Annotated in this window: 19 protein-coding genes; 13 read left to right on the top strand and 6 right to left on the bottom strand. The window is 67.7% G+C overall.

Translation table 11 applies throughout. The features are described 5' to 3' along the window. The first annotated feature begins 8 nt into the window (after positions 1 to 8). The 7 genes from LGN19_RS02295 (at position 9) to polX (ending at position 7,344) form a co-directional block, all read left to right on the top strand. A complete protein-coding gene (locus tag LGN19_RS02295) occupies positions 9 to 1,322 on the top strand; it encodes an aspartate aminotransferase family protein (protein ID WP_122946857.1) in 1,314 nt (437 codons plus the stop codon). A gap of 11 nt (positions 1,323 to 1,333) precedes the next feature. After that, the gene (locus LGN19_RS02300; protein WP_226213057.1) at positions 1,334 to 2,014 is read left to right on the top strand and encodes a CoA transferase subunit A; all 681 of its coding nucleotides are present in this window, start codon (positions 1,334 to 1,336) and stop codon (positions 2,012 to 2,014) included. Next, positions 1,989 to 2,651 carry a 3-oxoacid CoA-transferase subunit B gene (locus tag LGN19_RS02305; RefSeq protein ID WP_226213059.1) on the top strand — a complete coding sequence of 221 codons (663 nt, stop codon included), beginning with the start codon at positions 1,989 to 1,991 and terminating at the stop codon, positions 2,649 to 2,651. Before LGN19_RS02300 ends, LGN19_RS02305 begins: the two co-directional genes overlap by 26 nt. Then, positions 2,648 to 3,847: an acetyl-CoA C-acyltransferase gene (locus LGN19_RS02310; RefSeq protein ID WP_226213062.1), complete on the top strand. Its 1,200-nt coding sequence runs from the start codon at positions 2,648 to 2,650 to the stop codon at positions 3,845 to 3,847. The genes LGN19_RS02305 and LGN19_RS02310 overlap by 4 nt, the downstream gene beginning before the upstream one ends. A 73-nt stretch (positions 3,848 to 3,920) precedes the next feature. Then, positions 3,921 to 4,694 carry an ABC transporter substrate-binding protein gene (locus LGN19_RS02315; protein WP_226213063.1) on the top strand — a complete coding sequence of 258 codons (774 nt, stop codon included), beginning with the start codon at positions 3,921 to 3,923 and terminating at the stop codon, positions 4,692 to 4,694. A gap of 335 nt (positions 4,695 to 5,029) precedes the next feature. After that, positions 5,030 to 5,422 carry a TraR/DksA family transcriptional regulator gene (locus LGN19_RS02320; RefSeq protein ID WP_226213067.1) on the top strand — a complete coding sequence of 131 codons (393 nt, stop codon included), beginning with the start codon at positions 5,030 to 5,032 and terminating at the stop codon, positions 5,420 to 5,422. 155 nt (positions 5,423 to 5,577) lie between these two features. Continuing rightward, a complete protein-coding gene (gene polX, locus LGN19_RS02325) occupies positions 5,578 to 7,344 on the top strand; it encodes a DNA polymerase/3'-5' exonuclease PolX (RefSeq protein WP_226213069.1) in 1,767 nt (588 codons plus the stop codon). A gap of 61 nt (positions 7,345 to 7,405) precedes the next feature. Here polX and ald read toward each other — a convergent pair whose 3' ends face one another. Next, positions 7,406 to 8,521 (bottom strand): alanine dehydrogenase, encoded by a 1,116-nt coding sequence (gene ald / locus LGN19_RS02330; RefSeq protein ID WP_226213071.1) that lies wholly within the window; start codon positions 8,519 to 8,521, stop codon positions 7,406 to 7,408. Between the two features lie 331 nt (positions 8,522 to 8,852). On the opposite strand from ald, the gene LGN19_RS02335 reads away from it, so the two are divergent. From LGN19_RS02335 to LGN19_RS02355, 5 genes are all read left to right on the top strand, one after another. After that, entirely contained in the window at positions 8,853 to 9,269 is a 417-nt protein-coding gene (locus tag LGN19_RS02335; RefSeq protein WP_174956414.1) for a DUF3995 domain-containing protein, read from the top strand. An 842-nt stretch (positions 9,270 to 10,111) separates the two neighbouring features. Then, a complete protein-coding gene (locus LGN19_RS02340) occupies positions 10,112 to 10,849 on the top strand; it encodes a gluconate 2-dehydrogenase subunit 3 family protein (RefSeq protein WP_226213072.1) in 738 nt (245 codons plus the stop codon). Next, on the top strand, positions 10,849 to 12,627 hold the full coding sequence (locus LGN19_RS02345; RefSeq protein WP_122946866.1) for a GMC family oxidoreductase: 1,779 nt from the start codon (positions 10,849 to 10,851) through the stop codon (positions 12,625 to 12,627). The genes LGN19_RS02340 and LGN19_RS02345 overlap by 1 nt, the downstream gene beginning before the upstream one ends. Continuing rightward, on the top strand, positions 12,624 to 14,036 hold the full coding sequence (locus LGN19_RS02350) for a c-type cytochrome (protein WP_122946867.1): 1,413 nt from the start codon (positions 12,624 to 12,626) through the stop codon (positions 14,034 to 14,036). The genes LGN19_RS02345 and LGN19_RS02350 overlap by 4 nt, the downstream gene beginning before the upstream one ends. 207 nt (positions 14,037 to 14,243) lie before the next feature. Next, complete coding sequence (locus LGN19_RS02355) at positions 14,244 to 15,962, top strand: cation:proton antiporter (RefSeq protein ID WP_226213078.1); 1,719 nt, start codon at positions 14,244 to 14,246, stop codon at positions 15,960 to 15,962. A gap of 78 nt (positions 15,963 to 16,040) precedes the next feature. Here LGN19_RS02355 and LGN19_RS02360 read toward each other — a convergent pair whose 3' ends face one another. The 4 genes from LGN19_RS02360 to LGN19_RS02375 form a co-directional block, all read right to left on the bottom strand. Continuing rightward, the gene (locus LGN19_RS02360) at positions 16,041 to 16,805 is read right to left on the bottom strand and encodes an SDR family oxidoreductase (RefSeq protein WP_122946869.1); all 765 of its coding nucleotides are present in this window, start codon (positions 16,803 to 16,805) and stop codon (positions 16,041 to 16,043) included. Between the two features lie 19 nt (positions 16,806 to 16,824). Then, positions 16,825 to 17,820, bottom strand: coding sequence for an arabinose ABC transporter substrate-binding protein (locus tag LGN19_RS02365; protein ID WP_226213080.1), 996 nt, complete (start codon positions 17,818 to 17,820; stop codon positions 16,825 to 16,827). A gap of 212 nt (positions 17,821 to 18,032) precedes the next feature. Then, on the bottom strand, positions 18,033 to 19,928 hold the full coding sequence (locus LGN19_RS02370) for a peptidoglycan D,D-transpeptidase FtsI family protein (RefSeq protein WP_226213082.1): 1,896 nt from the start codon (positions 19,926 to 19,928) through the stop codon (positions 18,033 to 18,035). 419 nt (positions 19,929 to 20,347) lie between these two features. Continuing rightward, complete coding sequence (locus LGN19_RS02375) at positions 20,348 to 20,692, bottom strand: DUF3564 family protein (protein WP_122946872.1); 345 nt, start codon at positions 20,690 to 20,692, stop codon at positions 20,348 to 20,350. A gap of 651 nt (positions 20,693 to 21,343) precedes the next feature. Here LGN19_RS02375 and LGN19_RS02380 point away from each other — a divergent pair. Then, positions 21,344 to 22,555: an SDR family oxidoreductase gene (locus LGN19_RS02380; protein WP_226213083.1), complete on the top strand. Its 1,212-nt coding sequence runs from the start codon at positions 21,344 to 21,346 to the stop codon at positions 22,553 to 22,555. A gap of 55 nt (positions 22,556 to 22,610) precedes the next feature. On the opposite strand, the gene hpaR is transcribed toward LGN19_RS02380, so the two are convergent. Next, on the bottom strand, positions 22,611 to 23,051 hold the full coding sequence (gene hpaR / locus LGN19_RS02385) for a homoprotocatechuate degradation operon regulator HpaR (RefSeq protein WP_048245409.1): 441 nt from the start codon (positions 23,049 to 23,051) through the stop codon (positions 22,611 to 22,613). Positions 23,052 to 23,147 lie beyond the last annotated feature (96 nt).

Below are 23,147 nucleotides of genomic sequence, written 5' to 3' on the forward strand. Positions count from 1 at the left end.
GGACGTCAATGAGCGACCATCTCTTTTACCAGTCTGCCGTGCAGTTGCCGACCATCGCGCGCGCCGAAGGCATCTATGCCTGGGACACGGACGGCAAACGTCACATCGACGCGTGTTCCGGCGCCATCGTGGCCCAGTTGGGACACGGCCATCCGGCCATCCGCGACGCGATGCTCGCGCAGCTCGACAAGGTCGCGTTCTCGTACCGCACACAGTTCGAGAATCAGCCCGCCGTGGATCTCGCGGAGAAGCTCGTCGGCCTCGCCGGCGGCCGTTTCGATCGCGTGTTCTTCTCCAGTGGCGGCTCGGAGTCCGTCGAATCGGCATTGAAGCTTGCACGCCAGTACTGGGTATGCCGCGGCGAGCCGGCGCGCAGCGTGTTCATTGCGCGTCAGCCGTCCTATCACGGCTCGACGATGGGAGCGCTCGCGATGACGAGCTACACGCCGCTTACCCGGCCGTTCGAGCCGATGATCCAGCTCTATCCGAAGGTTGCTTCGCCCACGCAGTATCGCGTGCCGCCCGGCACGAGCGCGGAACAGCATGCGCTCGATTGTGCGGACGAACTCGACGCGGCGATTCGCGAAGTCGGTGCCGAACGGGTGGCCGCCTTCGTCGCGGAGCCGATCGGCGGCGCCAGCACGGGCGCCGAAGTGCCGCACGATGCCTACTTCAAGCGTATCCGCGAAATCTGCTCGCGGCACGGGATCCTGCTGATTCTCGACGAAGTGATGACGGGCATCGGCCGCACGGGGCGCTGGTTCGGCTTTCAGCACTGGAACGTCGACGCCGACATCCTGTGTGTCGCCAAGGGGCTCGGCGCCGGGTACTACCCGACGTCGGCGATCGTGACCCGGGCCGAGCTGACCGACCCGATCCTGGCGTCGGGCGGGTTCCAGCACGGCTATACCTATGCCGGCAATCCGCTCGCGAGCGCGACGGCGCTGGCCGTGATCGACGTGATCGAACGCGAGGGGCTGGTGGAGAACGCGGCAGTGACAGGCGACTACCTGCGCAACCTGCTCGACGATCTCGCGACGCGGCACGACTTCATCGGCGACGTGCGCGGACGCGGCTTTCTGCAGGCGATCGAGTACGTGTCGGATCGCGACGCGAAAACCCCGTTCGACCCGGCGCTCCGGTTCGGCGAGCAGGTGACGCGCGCCGCGCGTGAACAGGGCGTGATCGTCTATCCGCGCAAGTCGCTGATGGGAGAAACCGGCGACCATACGTTGATTGCACCGCCGCTGATCACCACGCGCGCGCAATGCGACGAGATCGTCGAGCGGCTCGACCGGGCATTCCGGACGCTCGGGCGATGAGGGGCCCACGCATGGACAAGCGCATGCAACTGGCCGACGCGGTCGCACCGATCCCGGACGGCGCGTCGATCATGGTCGGCGGGTTCGGGTCGCCGGGCACGCCGTTCTCGCTGCTGGCCGAGTTGCAACGTCAAGGCAAGCGCGATCTGACGATCATCAAGAACGACGCGAACCAGGACAACTACGGCGTGTCGCGACTGATCGAGGCCGGTGTCGTGCGTCGGCTGCTGACCACGCATCTCGGCTTGAGCGGGCCCGCGCGGCGCGCCTACCTGTCCGGCGCGCTGCAGGTCGAATTCTTTTCGCAGGGGTTGTTCGCCGAGCGCATTCGCTGTGCGGGCGTCGGCCTGCCCGGCGTGGTGACCGATATCGAACTGCCGCCGGAACTCGGCGTGACGCGCGAGACGATTTCGGTCGATGGACGGACGCTGTATTTCGAATCCGCGCTGCATGCGGATTTCGCTCTGCTCCGCGCCGACCGGGCCGATCCCGGCGGCAACCTCCGCTTTCGCGGCGCGGCGCGCAACTTTTCGCCGCTGATGGCGATGGCCGCGGATCGGGTGCTGGTCGAGGCACGCGTCGTCGACGCGACGCCCATGGCACCCGACGACATCCATACGCCGGGCATTCACGTGCACGGCCTCATCCAGATCGACGGAGACAGCGATGAATACCAGCCCATCCAGCGCTGACCCGCGCCACGTGATCGCGCGCCGGGCCGCGCGCGAGGTGGCGCGTGGGCAACTGATCAACCTCGGCATCGGCTTGCCGACCCTGATTCCGTCGTATCTCGGCGATCCGCCGGCCGCCTGGATCCACTCGGAGAACGGCATCGTCGGCGTCGGTGCGCTCGCGTGCGCGGCCGATCTCGACCGCGAGTTGATCGATGCCGGCGGCGGCTATGTGTCGGTCGTGCCGGGCGGCGCGATCGTGGACAGCGCCGAGTCGTTCGGCATGATCCGGCGCGGGCTGGTCGACATCACGTTCCTGGGCGCGTTGCAGGTGTCGGCGCACGGCGACCTCGCGAACTGGCTCGTGCCGGGCGGCCTCGTGGCCGGTATCGGCGGCGGCGCGGAACTCGCGCAGAAGGCGCGCCGCGTGATCGTGACGATGCCGCACACCGACAAGAACGGCCGGCCGAAGATCGTCGAGCAATGTACGTTGCCGCTCACGGCCCGACGCCGTGTCGCGATGGTCATCACCGAACACGCGGTATTCCGGTGCGACGCGGACGGGCTGACGCTGGTCGAGCGACTGGGAGCGATGAGCGTGGCGGACATCCGGAACCTGACCGATGCCGACTTCACCGTTGCCCGGGAGGCCGCATGACGTACACCGATCGCGACGCATGGATCGTCGGATATGCACGCACGCCGATCGGGCGTGCGTTTCGCGGCGCGTTCAACGATACGACGTCGCCGACCCTTGCCGCCCTGTCGTTACGCGCCGCGGTGGCGCGCAGTGGCCTCGATCCGGAACGGATCGACGACGTGATGCTCGGCTGCGCATTGCCGGAAGGCACGCAGTATTACAACGTCGGCCGGCTGGCGGCGCTGGCGGCGGATCTGCCCGTCAGCGTGCCGGGCATGACGGTCGACCGGCAATGCGCGTCGGGACTGATGTCGGTTGCGCTGGCGTCGGCGCGAATCGCCGGTGGCGAGGCCGATGCGATTCTGGCGGGGGGCGTCGAATCGATCAGCCTCGTCCAGAACGCACACATGAATCGCTACCGTCAGCAGGACGAACAGTTGCTGGCCCGACACGTCGACGCCTATATGCCGATGGTCGAGACGGCGGATGTGGTCGCGAGTCGATATCGCGTGTCACGTCGCGCACAGGACGACTACGCGGCGCTCAGCCAGCATCGCGCTGCGCATGCGGCGCAAGCGGGCTGGCTGCGCGATGAAATCGTCGCGGTCGACGTGCGCAAGCTCGAGCGGGACAAGGCAAGCGGCGACAGCGTGCCGCGGAGGCTACAGGTGAGCGAAGACGAGTGCAGGCGCCCCGGTACGTCGGTCGACGCGCTGGCCGCGCTCGATGCCGTGCGTGACGGGGGCACCGTGACGGCCGGCAACGCCTGTGCGCTCGCGGACGGTTCGGCCGCCTGCGCGGTCGTATCCGGTGCGATGTTGCGGACGCTGGACGCACCGCCGCTCGGGCGCATGATCGCGTGCGCGGTAGCCGGCTGCCGGCCCGACGAGATGGGCGTGGGCCCCGTGCCGGCCGTCCACAAGCTGCTCGCGCGCACGGGTTTGTCTCCTGCCGAAATCGACCTGTGGGAACTCAACGAAGCGTTCGCGTCGCAGGTCGTGCATTGCGTCGATGCGCTCGGGCTGTCGTACGAAACCGTCAACGTCAACGGCGGCAGCATTGCGCTCGGTCATCCCTATGGGATGACGGGCGTGCGGATGGTCGGCCATGCGTTGCTCGAAGGGGCGCGACGGGGCGTACGCCGTGTCGTCGTCACGATGTGCATCGGCGGCGGGCAGGGCGCCGCCGCGCTGTTCGAGGTCGCGCACCGCTAGTGGCCGCGCGATGCCACGTCGAACGCGTCGCCGCGTTCGACTCACGATCAAATCGACATTCTGGAGACTGGAAATGACTTTGATGCAACGATTGACGATGGTGGCCTGCGCGGCGCTCATCGGTGCTGCCAGCGTCGCGGCCCACGCCGACGATCTCGACAGGGTCCGGCACACGGGCAACCTGACGTTCGCACTGACCGGCAAGTATCCGCCCTTCAGCTTTATCGACGAGTCGGGCAAGCTGACCGGCTTCGACGTCGATATCGGCAACCGCGTCGCGAACCGGCTAGGCGCGAAGCCGGTCCCGGTCATGACCGCCTGGGACGGCATCGTCGGCGGGTTGCTGGCCGGCAAGTACGACGCCGTGATCGGCAGCCTGGCCATCACCGACGAACGGTTGAAGGCCGTGGATTTCACGCGGTCGTACTATCGTTCGGGCGCGCAACTCTTCGTGCCGAAGGGCAGCACCGTGCAGGACATCGGGCAACTGAAGGGCAAGGTGGTCGGTGTCACGCTCGGCGAGACGTATGAGGCGTGGCTGCGCAAGAATCGGCCCGATGTGCAGGTGAAGACCTACAAGGGGCTGCCCGACATCCTGATCGACATGCAGAACCGCCGTATCGAAGGATTCGTGACCGACCGCATCGCGGGCATCCTGACGATACGCGACAAGCACGTCGATGCGAAGCCGGCCGGGCCGCTGCTTTATCCGGAGAAGATGGGGATCGCGGTGCGCAAGGACAGCCCGAAACTGCTGGATGCGATCAACGCCGCGCTCGATACGATGCTCAAGGATGGCGAGTACGGCGCGATCAGCAAGCAGTGGCTCGGCGAGGACGTGCGCTGAGCGCGCAGTCCGCCGAAGCAGCAGCATGCCGGCGGCGGGCGCGGCGTTCGAGCCTGCGCTCGCCATCGGACGCGTTGCTTCACGGTGCGATCGTGTCGTGATTTCGCGTCCGTCCCCAGTTTCAGCAAACCCATGGCGAGCGCTGCAGTGCACGCTGATTCCGGTCAACACACGCGTGTTCAATGGGTTTATCCTGCGTCGAATGCGTCCGGCAGTTCTTGTCTCCGGGCGCACATCCGGACACGGTGGCAGGCGGTGACGCCTGCCCGCCGCGCACCGGCGCGACACCGCGCGCCGCAATGCTCCGCGCGGAACCCGGAACAGGAGAGACTGCCATGCCGCTCGACGAACAACAACGGCAGACGCTGAAACGGCGGCTGAACGAGAGCGAGCAGACGTTGCGTGCGGAGATCCGCACGAGCGAAGACCAGCGCGCGTCGGAATCCTATGCAGACCTTGCCGGCGCGGCGCCGGACGAGGGCGACGAGGCGAATGCGGATCTGTTCGTCGACGTCGATCATGCGTTGATCGGCATGAAGCTGACCGAACTGCGCGCGATCGGCCGCGCCCAGCAGCGGATGCGCGACGGCAGCTACGGCGAATGCATCGACTGCGACGGCTCGGTTGGCTACGAGCGCCTGCTGGCACGCCCGGCCGCCGAACGCTGCACGCATTGCCAGTCGATCCACGAGCGGCAGTACGCCACGACGCCGCGCGCCTCCCTCTGACGTTGACGCTGCGACCGGAACGGCGCTGCACGCGATACGCGGCCGGCGTACGATGACGAACGGGCGCCCGGCGGTGTCAGCATGCGGCGCCGGGCGGGCAGACGCCGTCGCGCACGCGCGCGGCGCCATCCACGTGGAAGGGAGCCACGCCGATCATGCCGATCAACAATGCCGGGTGTGCGGCCGTGTTCGCCGAGATCGCCGACATGCTCGAGATCCAGAGTGCCAATCCGTTCCGGGTGCGCGCCTACCGCAACGCCGCACGGACGATTGCCGACTACGGGCGCGATATCCCGACGATGATCGCGAATGGCGACGATCTCGGGAAGATTCCGTCGATCGGGCCCGACCTCGCGTCGAAGCTGCGCGAGATCGCCGCGACCGGCACCTGCGAGCTGCAGCAAACGCTGCGCCACGCGTTGCCGGGCGCGATCGTCGAACTGCTCGACGTGCCGGGGCTCGGCGCGAAACGCGTGAAGGCGCTGCATGACGCACTGCACGTCGATTCGCTCGAGCAGCTTCGCGCGGAAGCGAAGAGCGGGCACGTGCGCGAGCTGCCGGGCTTCGGCGCGAAAACCGAAGCGCATCTGCTCGAAGCGATCGACGACCGGCTGAAGCGCGAGCCCCAACGTTTCTTGCTGCCGGATGCGGCGCACGCGCTGCTGCCGCTGCTCGAACGCCTGCGCGCGATCGCGGGCGTCGGCAAGGCCGTGCCGGCCGGCAGTTTCCGCCGCCGCCGCGAGACGGTCGGCGATCTCGACATCCTCGTCACCGCACGCGATCCGGTCGCCGTCGCCGAAGCGTTCGTCGGCTATGGCGAGGTGGCGCGCGTGCTCGCGCACGGCAAGACAAAGTCGAGCGTCGTGCTCGCCAGCGGGTTGCAGGTCGACCTGCGCGTCGTCGATGCCGATGCGTTCGGCGCGGCGCTCGTCTACTTCACCGGATCGAAGGCGCACAACATCGCGTTGCGCAGGATCGCACAGGCCGGCGGGCTGAAGATCAACGAATACGGTGTGTTTCGCGGCGACGAACGGATCGCCGGTGCGACCGAGGCGTCGGTCTACGCGGCGATCGGGCTGCACGACGTGCCGCCCGAATTGCGCGAGGATCGCGGCGAGATCGACGCGGCGCGCGCGGGCACGCTGCCGGCGCTGGTCGAGCGCAAGCACGTCCACGGCGACCTGCATGCGCATACCGACGCATCGGCCGGCCGCGACAGCCTGCGCGCGATGGCCGATGCGGCACGCGCACGCGGGTTCGCGTACCTGGCCATCACCGACCGGGCATCGCATGCCGGCGGCGGTCGCAACAGCTTCGACTGGCTTGCGCACCAGCTCGACGAGATCGATCGCCTCAACGCGTCGTTCGACGATTTCGTGCTGCTCAAGGGCGTGGAGGCCGGCATTCGCGAGGACGGCAGCCTCGATGTGCCCGATGCGATGCTCGGCCGGCTCGATCTCGTGGTCGGTGCGGTACGCGACGGCTTCGAGCTGTCGCGCGATGCACAGACCGCGCGCATGCTGCGCGCGATGGACCATCCGCATTTCACGATTCTCGCGCACCCGACGGGCCGCGTGCTCGGCGAGCGCGACGCATGCGAACTCGACGTGCCGCGCGTGATCGCGCACGCCGCGGCGCGCGGCTGTTTCGTCGAACTCGATGCACAGCCGCGGCGGCTCGACCTGCCGGACATCTGGTGCCGCGAGGCCGCGAGGGCCGGTGTGCCGGTGGCGATCGGCTCGGATGCGTGCAGCACGGACGAACTCGACAATCTTGCTTACGGCGTCGATCAGGCGCGACGCGGCTGGCTCACGCGGCCCGACGTGCTGAACACGCGCACGCTTGCGCAATTGAGGCCGCTGCTTGCACGCACGATGGGGGCGCACGGCGCGTCGAAGCGCGGCGGCGCGAAGGGCGCGTGAACGCGGCCGGCGGCGCGTGCCGCCAGCCATCAGCCATCAGCGATGCGTAAGTGCGGTCACGTCATGCCAGCACGTCGGCCGCCGGCACATAGGGCAGGCCGAGCGCCAGCGCGACCGCTTCGTACGTGATGTGCCCGTCGCACACGTTCAGCCCCGCGCGCAGATGCGGATCGTCGGTCATCGCCTGCTTCCAGCCCTTGTCGGCGAGCGCGAGCGCAGCCCCAAGCGTCGCGTTGTTCAGCGCGAAGGTCGACGTGCGCGCGACTGCGCCGGGCATGTTCGCGACGCAGTAATGAACGACACCGTCGACGACGAAGGTCGGGTCCGCATGCGTCGTCGCATGCGAGGTCTCGAAGCATCCGCCCTGGTCGATCGCGACGTCGACGACGACCGCCCCGGTACGCATCGTCGCGATCATGTCGCGCGTGACGAGCCGCGGCGCCGACGCGCCCGGCACGAGCACCGCGCCGATCACGACATCGGCATCGCGCACGGCTTCGTCGATCGTGTGCGCATTCGAGCAGACGGTCGTGATCCGGTTGGCGAACACGAGGTCGAGCTGGCGCAGCCGGTTCACGTTGGTGTCGAGCACGGTGACGCGTGCGCCGAGGCCGACCGCCATCTGCAGTGCGCCGGTGCCCACCACGCCCGCGCCGAGCACGACGACATGCGCGGCCGGCACGCCGGGCACACCGGCCATCAGCAGGCCACGGCCGCCACGCGGGCTTTCGAGGTGAGTCGCCGCGACCTGGATCGACATGCGCCCGGCCACCTCGCTCATCGGCGCCAGCAGCGGCAGGCCGCCGCCCGGGCCCGTGACGGTTTCGTAGGCAATGCAGACGGCGCCGGACTTCACGAGCGCGGCTGCCTGTTCGGGATCGGGCGCGAGATGCAGGTACGTGTAGAGGATTTGCCCGCGACGCAACATCGCGCATTCGGCCGGCTGCGGCTCCTTGACCTTGATGATCATGTCGGCGCGCGTGAAGACTTCGTCGGCGCCGTCGCAGAGCGATGCACCCGCGGCCGTGTAGTCGTGGTCGAGCAGGCCGATCGCCGTGCCCGCGCCGCGCTGCACCAGTACGCGATGGCCGTGTCGCGTCAGTTCGCGCGCGCCGGCCGGCGTGAGGCCGACACGGTATTCGTGGTTCTTGATCTCCTTCGGCACACCGATCAGCATGAGTCGCCTCCATGGCCTTCGTTATCGTTGTCGTGCAGGTGCGCGATGCGGCGAACGATGCACGTGCGGCCGATCGCGCAGGGGCGTATCGACCGCAGTACTGGAATAACAGGGTAGTAGTGCGCGGAGGGAAGTCAAGCGGCCGGCACGCGTGCGCCTGCGCGCGCACTGCATCGCAACATGCGTCGTGGCGGGTTGCGACCGGACGTCGCAATGCATGTGTTGCCGGGTTTCGGTATCGTCACGTGTGTCGCGGGCCGAGGCCGCGTGCCGGAACCTTGCCGACAACACATCGAGATAACGAGACAACGAGACGAGGACACTGACCGCCATGACCGGAGCGTATTTCATCGTGCCGACGCTTTGCGCAATCGCACTCATTCACGTCTACTGGGCGTTGGGCGGGCGGCGCGGCAAGGGAGCGGCCATTCCGGAGCAGGACGGCAAACCGCTGCTGCGGCCGACCGCCATCGGCACGCTCGCCGTCGCGGCGGCGTTGCTGGGCGGCGCGTGCGTGGTTGCCGCGCGTGCCGGCTGGCTGGGGCTGAACCCGTATCACGGCTCGATCACGTTCGCGGTCGTTGCGCTCGCATTGATCTTCGCGGTGCGGGCCGTCGGCGATTTCCGTTACGTCGGCTTCTTCAAGCGGATTCGCGGGTCGCGTTTCGCGCGGATGGACACGTTGTATTACTCGCCGCTTTGCGCGGCACTGTCGCTGTCCATCGCGTCGATGTTCTGGCCGTGGTGAGCGCGCGTCCCGGCGCGCTGGCGTACCCCTCTCCATAAGGAATCCCGCCGGCACGGCGTCGGTCAGCCCAGCGCCGTTTTCAGCTAGGAAGCGCAGGTGGCCTTGCCGATGCACGCGCGGTGCATCGACCTCGAACGTCACGGGCACGCCGTCGCGCGTGCCGACGGCCAGCGCCGTCCGGAGGTCCGCCGACCGATGCCCGTGATGACGGGCGCCGGCAGTTCTTTCTTCCAGGTACGCATGAGGCGCGGCGGCTGCCAGGCCGACATGCAAACCGGCCCCCTCGGCTACCCCGTGTGGCCGGAAAGAGACAGGCTTCGGCGAAGCTCGACGCACAACAATCCTCTGCCTGACGCCCGCATCGACCGGTAATCGCGCGATCCTTGCGCGTTCCGGCTTCCGGATTTTTCAATTGTTGCGATTTTCAATGCATTGAATTGCATTGGCGCGTCTTTTATTGGAACCGGTTCCATATATAATCCGCGGCACTTGTCGCCGGATCCGAAAGAGGGTCGTGCACGTCGCGCTTGCTGTCGGCAAACGTGACGTCTAAGTTGAATGAGGGTCATGAGCGATGAGGGGCAAATACGGGCAGATGCCGGTATTTGTCAGACGATAAGACCCGTGAGAGGTCGATCCGTGCGGCGCAGCCTGAACCGGCGCGCTGCGCGGCTGCATGAAGGCGCTGCTGCGCGTTGCACGAGCGGTGCCTGCATCGAGGTTGTTCGCAACAGACGAAACAACAGGACGGCCAGCCGCGTGCGGCATGGCTGCCATCCCGGACGTACCGCATGCGGAGTGCGCGCGTCCGGGCCCCGATCCCCAACGATCAACATCCGACCATGTCCACGTCACCTGACAAACCCAACTCGCGCCGCCGTTTCCTGCGCACGTCGGTCGCGCTCGTGCCGATCGCGTCGGTCGCCGGCTGCGACCTGCGCTCGTCGTCGCCGTCCGCGACGACCGGCAACGCGCCCGGCGCATCGGCCAACGCCGAACGCGCGCCGTACAAGCCGACCTTCTTCGATGCGAAGGAATGGGCGTTCGTCCAGGCCGCTGTCGACCGGCTGATTCCGGCCGACGCCGAAGGCCCCGGCGCGCTCGAATCGGGCGTGCCCGAATTCATCGACCGCCAGATGGAGACGCCGTATGCGCACGGCGCGACCTGGTACATGCAGGGGCCGTTCCAGCAGGGCGTGCCCGAGCTCGGCTACCAGTTGAAGCTGGTGCCGCGCGACATCTACCGGCTCGGCATCGCGGCGGTCAACCGCTATTGCGAGAAGACCCACGGCAAGGCGTTCGCGGATCTCGACGCGCCGACGCGCGAAACGGTGCTCGGCGCGCTGGAGAAGGGTGGCGCGCAGATCGACGACGTGCCGCCTGGCGTGTTCTTCGGCCAGCTGCTGCAGAACACGCGCGAAGGCTACTTCTGCGATCCGGTGCATGGCGGCAATTACGACATGGCCGCATGGAAGATGATCGGCTTTCCGGGCGCGCGCGCGGACTTCATGGATTTCGTCAACCAGAGCGGCAAGCCCTATCCGTACGGCCCCGTCTCGATCAACGGGGAGCGCAGCTGATGGCCGCAGAGAAAAAGCCGCATGTCGATGCGGTGATCGTCGGCTTCGGCTGGACCGGCGCGATTCTCGCGAAGGAACTGACCGAAGCAGGCCTGAATGTCGTCGCGCTCGAGCGCGGCGAGTATCGCGACACCTACCCGGACGGCGCGTATCCGAACACGATCGACGAGCTGACCTACAACATCCGCAAGAAGCTGTTCCTCGACCTGTCGAAGACGACGGTGTCGATCCGCCACGGCGTGAGCGACACCGCGCTGCCGTACCGGCAGCTCGCCGCGTTCCTGCCGGGCGAAGGCGTGGGCGGGGCGGGTCTGCACTGGTCGGGCGTGCATTTCCGGATCACGCCGGAAGAGCTGCGCCTGCGCAGCCACTATGAAGAGCGCTACGGCAAGAAGTTCATCCCCGAAGGGATGACGATCCAGGACACGGGCGTGACCTACGACGAGCTTGAGCCGTATTTCGATTTCGCCGAGAAGGTGTTCGGCACGTCGGGGCAGGCGTACAAGGTCGGCGGCAAGGTGGTCGGCGACGGCAACGTGTTCGAAGCGAACCGCAGCGACAACTTCCCGTTGCCCGCGCAGCTCAACACGTATTCGGCGCAGCGCTTCTCCGACGCGGCGAAATCGCTCGGCCTGCATCCGTACCGGCTGCCGTCGGCGAACACGTCGGGCCCGTACACGAACCCGTACGGCGTGCAGATGGGGCCGTGCAACTTCTGCGGCTACTGCAGCGGCTACGCGTGCTACATGTACTCGAAGGCGTCGCCGAACCTGAACATCCTGCCCGCGCTGAAGCAGGCGCCGAACTTCGAGCTGCGCTCGAAGTGCCACGTGCTGCGCGTCGACCTCGACGACACGAAAAAGCGCGCGACGGGCGTGACCTACGTCGATCCGGCCGGGCGTGAAGTGCACCAGCCGGCCGATCTCGTGATCGTGGCCGCGTTCCAGTATCACAACGTGCACCTGCTGCTGCTGTCGGGCATCGGCAAGCCGTACGACCCGATCTCGGGCGAAGGCGTCGTTGGCCGCAATTTCGCGTACCAGAACCTGTCGACGATCAAGGCGTTCTTCGACAAGGACACCTACACGAACCCGTTCATCGGCGCGGGCGGCAACGGCGTCGCGGTCGATGACTTCAACGCGGACAACTTCGACCACGGCCCGCTCGGCTTCGTCGGCGGCTCGCCGCTGTGGGTGAACCAGGCCGGCGTGAAGCCGATCAGCGGCATCGCGACGCCGCCCGGCACGCCGCAGTGGGGCTCGGCGTGGAAGAAGGCGGTCAAGGACAACTACGCGCACACGATCTCGATGGACGCGCACGGCACCAACATGTCGTACCGCGACGTGTATCTCGACCTCGATCCGACCTATCGCGATTCGTACGGCCAGCCGCTGTTGCGGATGACGTTCGACTGGAAGGACAACGACATCAAGATGGCGCAGTACGTGACCGGGCAGATGAAGAAGATCGCGGAGGCGATGGGGCCGAAGGCGATCGGCGTGTCGACGCGCGAGTTCGGCAAGCACTTCGATTCGCGCGCGTACCAGACGACCCACCTCGTCGGCGGCGCGATCATGGGCACCGACCCGAAGACGAGCGTGCTGAACCGCTACCTGCAGTGCTGGGACGTGCACAACGTGTTCGTGATGGGCGCGTCGGCGCTGCCGCAGGGCATCGGCTACAACCCGACCGGGATCATCGCGGCGCTGGCCTACTGGTCGGCGCGTGCGATCCGCGAGCAATACCTGAAAAATCCTGCCCCGCTGGTGACCGTATGAAGAGGACGATGAACCACAACGTCGCGCGCCGGGTGTCGCGCGCGCTGGCGGCCGGCGCGACCTGGGCGGCGTTCGGCTTCGCAGGCTCGACGGCCTTCGCGCAGCCGGCAGCGCCCGCGGCGGCTTCCGGCCCGGCGGCCGCACCCGCGGCCCAATCCGCCGACGCGGCCCTGATCAAGCGCGGCGAATACCTCGCGCGAGCGGGCGACTGTATCGCATGCCACACCGCAAGCGGTGGCAAGCCGTTCGCGGGCGGGCTGAAATTCGATACGCCGATCGGCGCGATCTATTCGACGAACATCACGCCGGATCCGAAAACGGGCCTGGGCGGCTGGACGGCCGAGGACTTCACGCGCGCGGTGCGCGAGGGCGTGCGCAAGAACGGCGACACGATGTATCCGGCCATGCCGTTCCCGTCCTATGCACGCCTGACCGACGACGACATGAAGGCGCTGTACGCGTACTTCATGCACGGCGTCGCGCCCGTCGAGCACGAGAACCGCGCGGTCGACATCGTGTGGCCGCTGTCGATGCGCTGGCCGCTCGGCATCTGGCGCAAGATGTTCGCGCCGACGCCGAAGCCGTTCAACGCGGCGCCGTACACCGATCCGGTGGTCGCGCGCGGCGCGTATCTCGTGCAGGGTCTCGGCCACTGCGGCGCGTGCCATACGCCGCGCGCGCCGACCATGCAGGAGCGCGGGTTGACCGACGCGGACGGCCCGGACTTCCTGGCCGGCGGTGCGGCGATCGACGGCTGGGTGCCGACGAGCCTGCGCGGCGAGCCGCGCACGGGCCTCGGTACGTGGACGGAAACCGAGATCGTGCAGTTCCTGAAGACGGGCCGCACGCTGCGCACGGCCGCGTTCGGCGGGATGACGGACGTGGTCGGTCACAGCATGCAGCACATGACCGACGACGACCTGAACGCGATCGCGCGCTACCTGAAGACGCTGCCGCCGCGCGTGCAGGGTGAACAACCCCACGTGTACGACGCGGCTGCCGCGAAGGCGCTGCAGGCCGGCGACGCCAGCAAGCCGGGCGCAGCCGTCTATCGCGACAACTGCACGGCCTGCCACCGCAGCGACGGCCACGGCTACACGCGCGTGTTCCCGGCCCTCGCCGGCAACCCGGTCGTGCAGGGCGACGATCCGACCTCGCTGATCCACGTCGTGCTGGAAGGCAGTGCGCTGGAGGGCACGCGCACCGCGCCGTCGACGTTCACGATGCCGCCGTTCGGCTGGCGCCTGTCGGACCAGGAAGTCGCGGACGTGTCCAACTTCGTGCGCACGAGCTGGGGTAACACCGGGGCGCCGGTGACGGCCGCACAGGTCGCGAAGGTGCGCAAGAGCGTGCCGTCGACCCGGCCCGAGCCGCCGCCGGGCGCGCGGTTCCCGCAAGCGTCGCGCTGACGGGGCGGCGGGGCGCCAGCCCCGCCTGTCCGGTTTGCTTCAAGGCGCCGCCGCACCCGCGCGGCGCCTTTCATTGCGCCGGGGTTGCACCCCGCAAAGGCGCGCCAACGCGTGAAATTTTCGCGGTGGCGCGCCATTTTTCCGCCTCATCCCTTATCCTTTCGTTCTTGAACCTTACTAAATAGTTACAAGAACTCGGGAGGGGGGATGCCTCATGACGTCAGCCTGATTGCGTTGCTCGCGGCCGGTTTCGGTCTCGCGATGGTCTTCGGTTACTTCGCGTCGCTGCTGAAAATGCCGCCGCTCGTCGGCTATCTGCTCGCCGGGATCGTGATCGGTCCCGGTACACCCGGCTTCGTCGGCGATCTGTCGCTCGCGCAGCAGCTCGCCGAAGTCGGCGTGATGCTGCTGATGTTCGGCGTCGGCCTGCATTTCTCGCTCGGCGATCTCCTCGCCGTGCGCAAGATCGCGCTGCCGGGCGCGATCGTCCAGATTACAGTGGCCACGCTGCTCGGCGGCGGGCTCGCGCTTACCTGGGGCTGGAGCGTCGGTGCGGCGCTCGTGTTCGGGCTGGCGCTGTCGGTGGCGAGTACCGTCGTGCTGTTGCGCGCGCTCGAAGGGCGCGGGCTGGTCGAGACGGTCAACGGGCGCATCGCGGTCGGCTGGCTCGTCGTCGAGGATCTCGTGATGGTGCTCGTGCTGGTGCTGCTGCCGCCCGTCGCAGGGCTGCTCGGCGGCACGCCGCCCGGCGACGCGCATGCGGCCGGCGGCAGTGTGTGGAGCACGCTCGGCGTCACGATGCTGAAAGTCGCGGCGTTCATCGCGTTGATGCTGGTGGTCGGCAAGCGCGTGTTTCCGCGCATTCTGTGGCTCGTCGCGCGCACGGGCTCGCGCGAGCTGTTCACGCTGTGCATGATCGCGGCCGCGGTCGGCATCGCGTTCGGCGCGGCGAAGCTGTTCGACGTGTCGTTCGCGCTCGGCGCGTTCTTCGCCGGGATGATGATGCGCGAGTCGGAATTCAGCCGGCGCGCGGCCGACGAGACGCTGCCGCTACGCGATGCGTTCTCGGTGCTGTTCTTCATTTCGGTCGGGATGCTGTTCGACCCGAAGATCCTGCTCGCGGAGCCGCTGCACGTGATCGAGGTTGCGGCGATCGTGCTGGTCGGCAAGACCCTCGCGGCGGTCGCGCTCGTGATCGCGTTCCGCTATCCGCTGAATACCGCGCTGACGGTCGGCGCGGGCCTCGCGCAGATCGGCGAGTTCTCGTTCATCCTCGCGGGGCTCGGCCGCGCGCTCGGGCTGCTGTCGGCCGAGGGGCAGAGCCTGATTCTGGCGGTCGCGCTGATCTCGATCGCGATGAATACGCTGCTGTTCGCGATGATCGATCCGGCGCTCGCGTGGATCCGCAAGCATTCGGCGTTCGCGCGCAAGCTCGAGGCCCGCGACGATCCACTCGCCGCGCTGCCGATGTCGACGCCGCAGACGCACCTGACCGGGCAGGTCGTGATCGTCGGCTACGGCAAGGTCGGCACGCGGATCGCGCACGCGCTGGACGAGCGCGGCATTGCGTATGTCGTCGTCGAGCAGAATCGCGAGCTCGTCGAGAAGCTGCGCGAGGAAGGTGTCGCGGCCGTGTCGGGCGATGCGATCGAGCCGATCGTGCTCGTGCAGGCCCATATCGCGCGCGCCGGGATGCTGGTCGTCACGCTGCCCGACGTGTTCGACGTGCGGCAGATCGTCGAGATCTCGCGCACGCTCAATCCGGCGCTCGAGGTCGTGCTGTGCACCAACAGCGGCGACGAGGCCGCGCTGCTGTCGAACGAGGGCATCGGCACCGTGTTCATGGGCGAGACCGAGCTCGCGCGCGGGATGACCGAGCACGTGCTCGGCCGGATGGTGAAGCCGGCTGCGGCCGCCGCGCATTGACCGCAGGCGGGATCGCGCCGCGCACCGGGCAGGGCGCGGCGGCCCGGGCGGCCGCCGGCCCCGCGTCCCTGTTCAGGATCAGTAGAACGTCTCGAGCGTCAGTTCCTGCGCCATCACGCGATTGCCGGCCAGCAGGCCGCCATCGACGGGCAGCGCGACACCGGTGATGATCCGTGCGGCCGGCGAGCACAGAAACAGCGCGGCCTGTGCGACGTCGTCGGGCGTCGCGAAATCGTCGAGCGGATACCACTTCCTCAATTGCTCGAACACCTGCGGGTTGCGCTGCACGCGCGCTTCCCACGCGGGCGTCTTCACGGTGCCCGGCAGCACGATGTTCGCGCGCACGCCGTCGCGGCCGTATTCGATCGCCAGCGATTTCGTGTAGCTGATCAGCCCGGCCTTCGCCGCGCTGTACGCCGGATGTCCGAGCGCGTGCACGCCGTTGACCGAACCGATGATCGCGATCGCGCCACGCCCGCGCGCACGCATGCCGGGCAGCACGGCTTCGACGCTCACGTAGGTGGCCGTCAGGTTCGCGTCGAGATCCGTGCGCCAGGTGGCAGGCGTCGTGTCGCGCAGCGTGGTCGACGCCGCCGTGCCCGCGTTCGCGACGAGCACGTCGACTTGCGGATGCGATTCGAGCATCGAACGCAGCCGCTCGGCGTCGGTCAGGTCGTCGACGACCGGCGTCGCGCGCGCGTTGCCGAGCGTATCGAGGAAGCGGTCGAGCGACGCGCGGTCGCGATCGAGCGCGAGCACGCGGTCGCCGGCCGCGAGGAAGGTGCGGCACAGCGCCTGGCCGATGCCGCCGGCGGCGCCCGTCACGAGGGTGGTGCGTGTCATGTCGGCTCCTTGGGTTGGCTCACAGACCGAGTGCGGCGCGCGCCTGCTTTTCATTGTCGCGCGTGATCAGCGTGCCGGACGTCAGCACGAGCGGCGGCGGCACCTGGTTCTTCGTGACCCAGTCGTACATGTTCACGCTCGTCTGGTAGCCATGCTGGCGCGGATTCAGCAGGATCGAGCCGTAGAAGCCCGTCGGCTTCGGCTTCGCGAATTCGTTGAGCGCAACCTGGCTGCCGTTGATGCCGACCGCAACCATCGCGTCGGCGCCGATGCCGCGCCCCTCGGCGGCGCGCACCGCGCCGACCGTCGTGTCGTCGTTCGAGCCGAACGCGACCCAGCGCTTGAAATTCGCATGCTTGGTGAGCGCGATGTTCGCCGCGTTGAATGCGCCTTCGGTGTCCGCCGTCATTTCGGGGGCGTCGATCACGTTCGCGGCCGGAAAGCCGGCGGCCTTGAGCGCGTCCACCGCGCCCGTCGTGCGCTCTTTCGCGGTCGGCAACTGGTCGTACGCGATCCGGATGATGCCGACCTCGGCCGGATTCCAGCCGCGCCGTTTCGTCTCGTCGGCAATCGCCTGGCCGACTTGCTGGCCGATCTTGTACGCGGAGATGCCCATGTGGGGCACGCCCTGGAGCGGTGCGCCGTGGCCGTCGACGAGCTGATCGTCGACCGACATCAGCTTGATTCCCGCGCGCCTGGCCTTGGCGGCGATGCCGGGGCCGAGCTTCACGTCCGGGGCGCAGATGATCACGCCCTGCGCCTTTTGCGCGGCGAGGCTGTCGAGCGCGGTCGATACCTTTTCACCGCTCGGCGTCGCGATCTTGATCAGCGTGAAATGCTTTTCCTTCGCCGCCTGTTCGGCGAAGCGCCATTCGTCCTGGAACCACGGATCGTCCGGCTGTTTGACGAGGAAGCCGATTTTCACGTCGGCGGGGTCGGCGGCATGGGCGGGTACCCCGCCGACCAGTGCCGCGCTCGCGATGGCCAGTGCGAGCGTCTTCCAGTGGAATCGCATGCGTGTCTCTCCTTTGTTGTAATCGCGCACGCGGGCAGGGCTGCCCGACGCGCGGAAAAATTGTAGGAGGAGGGAGCGGGAACGCTCAAATGATGCGCGGCATTCCTAGAAAGTGGGACGGTGCCCGGCGGCGGGAACGGGTGTGGAGGCGACGAGTCGGTGAGGGCGTCACGCGCGCGCCGGAGGCCGACGCGTCGCGCGAGCTGCGCCGATCATCCCGCCGCCGTGTTTGCCTGCGCCGGCGCTTTCGACGGCGCGGCAGTCTTCAGCGGCGCGGCGGTTTTCGGCGCAGTGGCCGTCTTGGTCTGCGCAGCCGCTTTCGGTGCAGCTACCGTCTTCTGCGGCGCAATCGCCTTTGCCGGCGGCGTCTTCTCGGGCTCGACCGGTGCGTCGGGCGGCACGCCGAGCAATTGCAGCGAGCCGCTCGTGACCGATGCGAACACCGGGCCGGCCACCGTGCCGCCGTAATAGCCCTTGCCGCGCGGCTCGTCGATCATCACCGCGACGATCAGGCGCGGGTTGCTCATCGGCGCCATCCCCGCGAACAGCGCGCGGTACTTGCCCTTCGCATAGGTCGCGCCGACCTGCTTGCGCGCGGTACCCGTCTTGCCGCCGATCCGGTAGCCGTCGACGCGCGCGCGGCGCCCCGTGCCGCCTTCGCCGACCGCCATCTCGAGCATCGAGCGGATCGACGCGGCCGTTTGCGCCGACGTCACGCGGTGGCCGCGATGCGCGTCGATCGTCTGCTGGTCGGTGCCGTTCTTCAGCAGCGACACCGGATGCAGCGTGCCGTCGCCCGCATAGGCCGTATAGGTTTGCGCGATCTGCAGCAGCGACATCGACAGGCCGTAGCCGTACGCCATCGTCGCCTGTTCGATCGGCCGCCAGCGCTTGTAGCCGCGCAGCCGGCCCGATGCGACGCCCGGGAACGTCAGTTCCGGCGCGCGGCCGATCCCGTATTCCTGGTACTTGTTCCAGATCGTTTCGGCGGGCAGGTTCAGCGCGAGCTTCGCGAGCGCGACGTTGCTCGACTTCTGCAGCGCCTGCGATACCGTCAGCGAGCCGTGGTTCGACGTGTCGTGGATCACGGCCGGGCCGATCTTGTAGGTGCCCGGCGACGTGTTGATGATCGTGTTCGGCGTGACCTTGCGCTCGTCGATCGACAGCGCGACGACGAGCGGCTTGATCGTCGAGCCCGGTTCGAACGTGTCGATCACGGCACGGTTGCGCAACTGCTGGCCGGTGAGGCGCGCGCGGTCGTTCGGGTCGAAGGTCGGGTAGTTCGCGAGCGCGAGGATCTCGCCGTTCTGCGCGTCGAGCACCACGACGCTGCCGGCCACCGCGTTGTTTTCGACCACGGCCGCCTTGAGCTGGCTGAACGCGAGCTGCTGGATGCGGCGGTCGATCGTCAGTTCGATCGTCGCGCCGTGCTGCGCCGGGACGAGCGGGCGCGTATCCGACACGATGCGGCCGAGCCGGTCGCGAATCACCTCGCGCTGCCCGGAGGTGCCCACCAGGCGTGCATTCGCCGCGAGCTCGACGCCTTCCTGGCCCTTGTCCTCGATGTTCGTGAAGCCGACCACGTGCGCGGCCGATTCGCCTTCCGGGTAGAAGCGCTTCGAATCGGCGATCTGCGTGATGCCGTCGATCGCCAGCTTGTCGAGCTTGCCCGCGGTGTCCGCATCGACCTGCCGCTTGAGCAGCACGAACGTTTTGTCGTTGCCGAGGCGCCGCTTGACCTCGACGAGCGGCATGTCGAGCAGCTTCGAGATCTGCGGGTAGTCGGTGTCGGCAACCTGCTTCGGGTTCGCCCAGATTTCATAGGTCGACAGGCTGACGGCGAGCATCGCGCCGTTGCGGTCGACGATGCTGCCGCGCGTCGCGTCGAGCTCGATCGTGCGCTGGTAGCGCTTCTGGCCCTGGCCGACATAGAACTCCTTGTTCGCCACCTGCACCCAGAAGGCGCGGCCGATCAGTGCGGCAAACGCGAGGAACACGATGATCACGATCAGCTTCGAGCGCCACATCGGCAGGCGCGACGCGAGCATGGGGTTCTTGGTCGCGGCCGCGTACGGATCGGCGGGGTGGGTCTTCTTTTTCACGCTCATGCAATGGCCGGGTCGGGCCGCCGGAGGGCGGCTAGTCAGTCTGAATAATGCGATTGTAATAAATGAGTAAACACCGTGTGGGGAAAGTGTGTTCCGGCCCTGAGAAAAAGCGGGTATCGGTGCTCCGGCAAAGGGCGGAATCGGGGCGGAAAGGCGGGGGATGCGGCACTTCACCGACGCGACGCGGCCGGCGAGGCAAGGCGGGCGATTTGCTGCGTGTCGATCCGGGCGCGCGATCCCGGGGACGGCCGATACCGGCCGCCCCCGGTATGCGATCAATTGCCCGGGGCACGGTTATTTATTTGAACCGGAAAATGAAAACGCCCCGATATGGGGCGCCGTTAATGCTGAATATCGAAATGAATATCGTTGAAACCGGAATAAACCCGAAAACCGCAGACGAATTACATCGATGATTTCTATCGGGCGACGGAAATGAACTCGTGGTATTCCGGCTCGCTGGTGCAACGATCGACGGCCTGCAGCCGCCACGCGCCGGGGTGATCGCCGGCGAGCACGGCGGGGCCCTGTTCGCGCTGCGTCGCATCGAACGACAGTCCCTTCAACTGGCACACGGCATTCCCGCCGTCGGCCGCGCAGAGCGCCATCGCGCCCTCGACATCGCGCACCTTGCCCCAGGTCGGAAGATCCATGCCCTGATGTGCCTCGCGCGACCACAGCCCCTCGTCAGTATCGACCCACAGTACCGCGAAGGAATGCCGGGTTGCCGATTCGCTGCCATTAATCCGAATGGTGAGGCGCATTGTGATCGTCTCCTATAAAAATGACACATTCGACCGTTTTGACTTGAACAGTCTAGATAGACTGGTGTGAAACGCAAGTGATAAACCGCAATAAATCCGTATTGAGTTCATTACGGTTTCAGATGGAACGACGTCTGACGATTCATGGTTATTCCAGTGGTGCGCGCAAACACGCGCGCACCGGCGATCGCGATGCCGATGGGGGCCGGGGCGATCATCGAGACATGGGATGACATGGCCGGGAGGCGCGTCGATCTGTCGCGCGCGGCCGGCTGCGGAAACCGGGCCGATCCGCGGTGGTGCCGCATCGTCGGAAGGCGGCCCGATCGGATGTTGCGGCGTTTTGACGGCGCGGCCGGTACGACAGACTCCGACAATCGCGTACAAATCGGCACACTTTCACGAAACTTTCGGGACAGACTTGCCTGCGGTCGGGCCCCACACTGGAATCTTCCCGATCCAGTGCCGCGGACGCCCGTCCTCGGCGGCTGCCGCCGCCTCGTGCCAGAGACGCGATCGACGCGATCGCGGGCCGCACGCCCGATCGGGACTGCCGGGGCGCGCGTCAGGCCCCGGCCCGGCCGGTGAGCCGTGCGCAGCCCGCAACCGCGGGCATCGCGCCGCCCGGCCGACTCATCGAAGGAGACTATCGTGCTGATCTGGAAAACCGCGTTGTCGCTCAACTGGCGGACGAGCCTCGTGTCGCCGGCCAGCGCACCGGTCGCGGCGGCGAACGTCGGGCGCCTGGTGCTGACCGGCGCAACCGGCTTCATCGGCAGTACCGTGCTGACGGCGCTCGTCAATGCGGGGCTGCTCGACCGCATCGTCTGCGTCGTGCGTGCGCAGGATCGCGGCCACGCCGTCGCGCGGCTGCGCGAAGCGGCGCTGCGTGCGGGGCTGGCGCCGTACTGGGCGTCGCGCCTGACCGATGCGAACGTGATCGTCGGTGCGCTCGGCGACGTATGGCAGGGCGCCGACGCGTCGCGCCTCGCCGCCGCGACGCACGTGATTCACTGCGCGGGCCATGCGTCGCCGGCCGACGGCGTGCACCTGCGGGCCGACATCGCCGATGCGGTGCGCTTCGCCGAACGCTTCGCACGGGCGCCGCGCCTGCAGCGCTTCGTGTATGTCGGCACCGCCTACGCGCATGCGGGCCGCGGCGGGATCGTGCAGGAAGAGACGGCGGGCGACGCGGCGAACGACGTCGCGCGCGACGAGGAAGGCCTGCCGGGCGCGGTGCTCGCGGCGGACTACCTGCACGCGAAGGCGCAGACCGAGCAGCGCCTGCGTGCACTCGGGCTGCCGCTCGTCGTGGTGCGGCCGTCGCATGTGGTCGGCCACACGGTGCTCGGTACGCGGCCCGCGCCGAATTCGTTCTGGATGTTCCGGCTGGCGCATGCCGCGCGCCGCTTCACCGCGCGGCCGATGACGCGCATCGATATCGTGTCGGTGGACGACGTGGCGCGCGCGACGATGCTGCTGGCCGTCAAGCCGACGCTCGCGCACGACGTGTATCACGTGTCGGCCGGCGACGAGGCGCCGCAGGTCGCGCAGATCGTGCGTGCGATGGACGAGGCGGCGGGGATGACCGGCGCGCCGCGCTACGCGGCATGTGCACCGGCCGAATTGCCGCTCGTGGTGCGCGATGTGCTCGGGCGGACCGATCCGGCCCTCGAGCGCGTGATCGGCCGGGCGCTGCAGCGTTGCGGGGAATTCGCGACGGTCGATCGCGTGTTCGACAACCGCCGCGTGCGCGACGAAATCGATTTCGAGCCGTTGCCGTTCATCGATTATGTCGAGGAGTGCATGCGCACGTCGCGTGGCGTGGCCGTGACCGAGCTGATGCGCGGCGCGGTGCACTGATCGCCCGCGCCGCATCGGCCCCCGTTTCCGCCGCTGGCGGGAACGGGGGCCGTTCTCACGTGTTGCCGCCGAGCTCGATGAGCCGGTCGAGCGCGCGATAGATGTCTTCGAGGCCGTCCTGGCCGAACCGCGACTCGAGCTGCCGGTACTGCTCGTCGATCCGCGGACCGATTTCCGTGACCAGTTTCCTGCTTTGCGGCGTTAGGCTGACCAGCAGCCGACGCTGATCTTCCTGCGCGCGCGTGCGCGTGATCAGGCCGTCGCGCTCCATCCGTTCCAGCACGCCCGTGAGGCTCGGGCTCAGGATGCAGCAGCGCCGCGCGATCTGTCCCGCTTCGAGCGCATGTGCCGGCTCGCCGTCGAGCACGCGGATGATCCGCCATTGCTGTTCGGTCAGCGCGAATTCCTTGAGAATGGGGCGAAACAGACCCATCAGCGTTTCGCGGGCCTCGAGCAGCAGCATGGCCAGATTGCGATGGTCGAGCGTTCGGTTCATCGGGGTGAGCAGTGGACGGGGACGCATCAATCTTAACAGCCGCGGGTAGTGAATTTCGCATATCAGGGTAATCGAGGTTGTCAGCGCCCGATTGTT

The organism is Burkholderia sp. AU30198 (assembly GCF_020419825.1).
GTDB lineage: Bacteria > Pseudomonadota > Gammaproteobacteria > Burkholderiales > Burkholderiaceae > Burkholderia.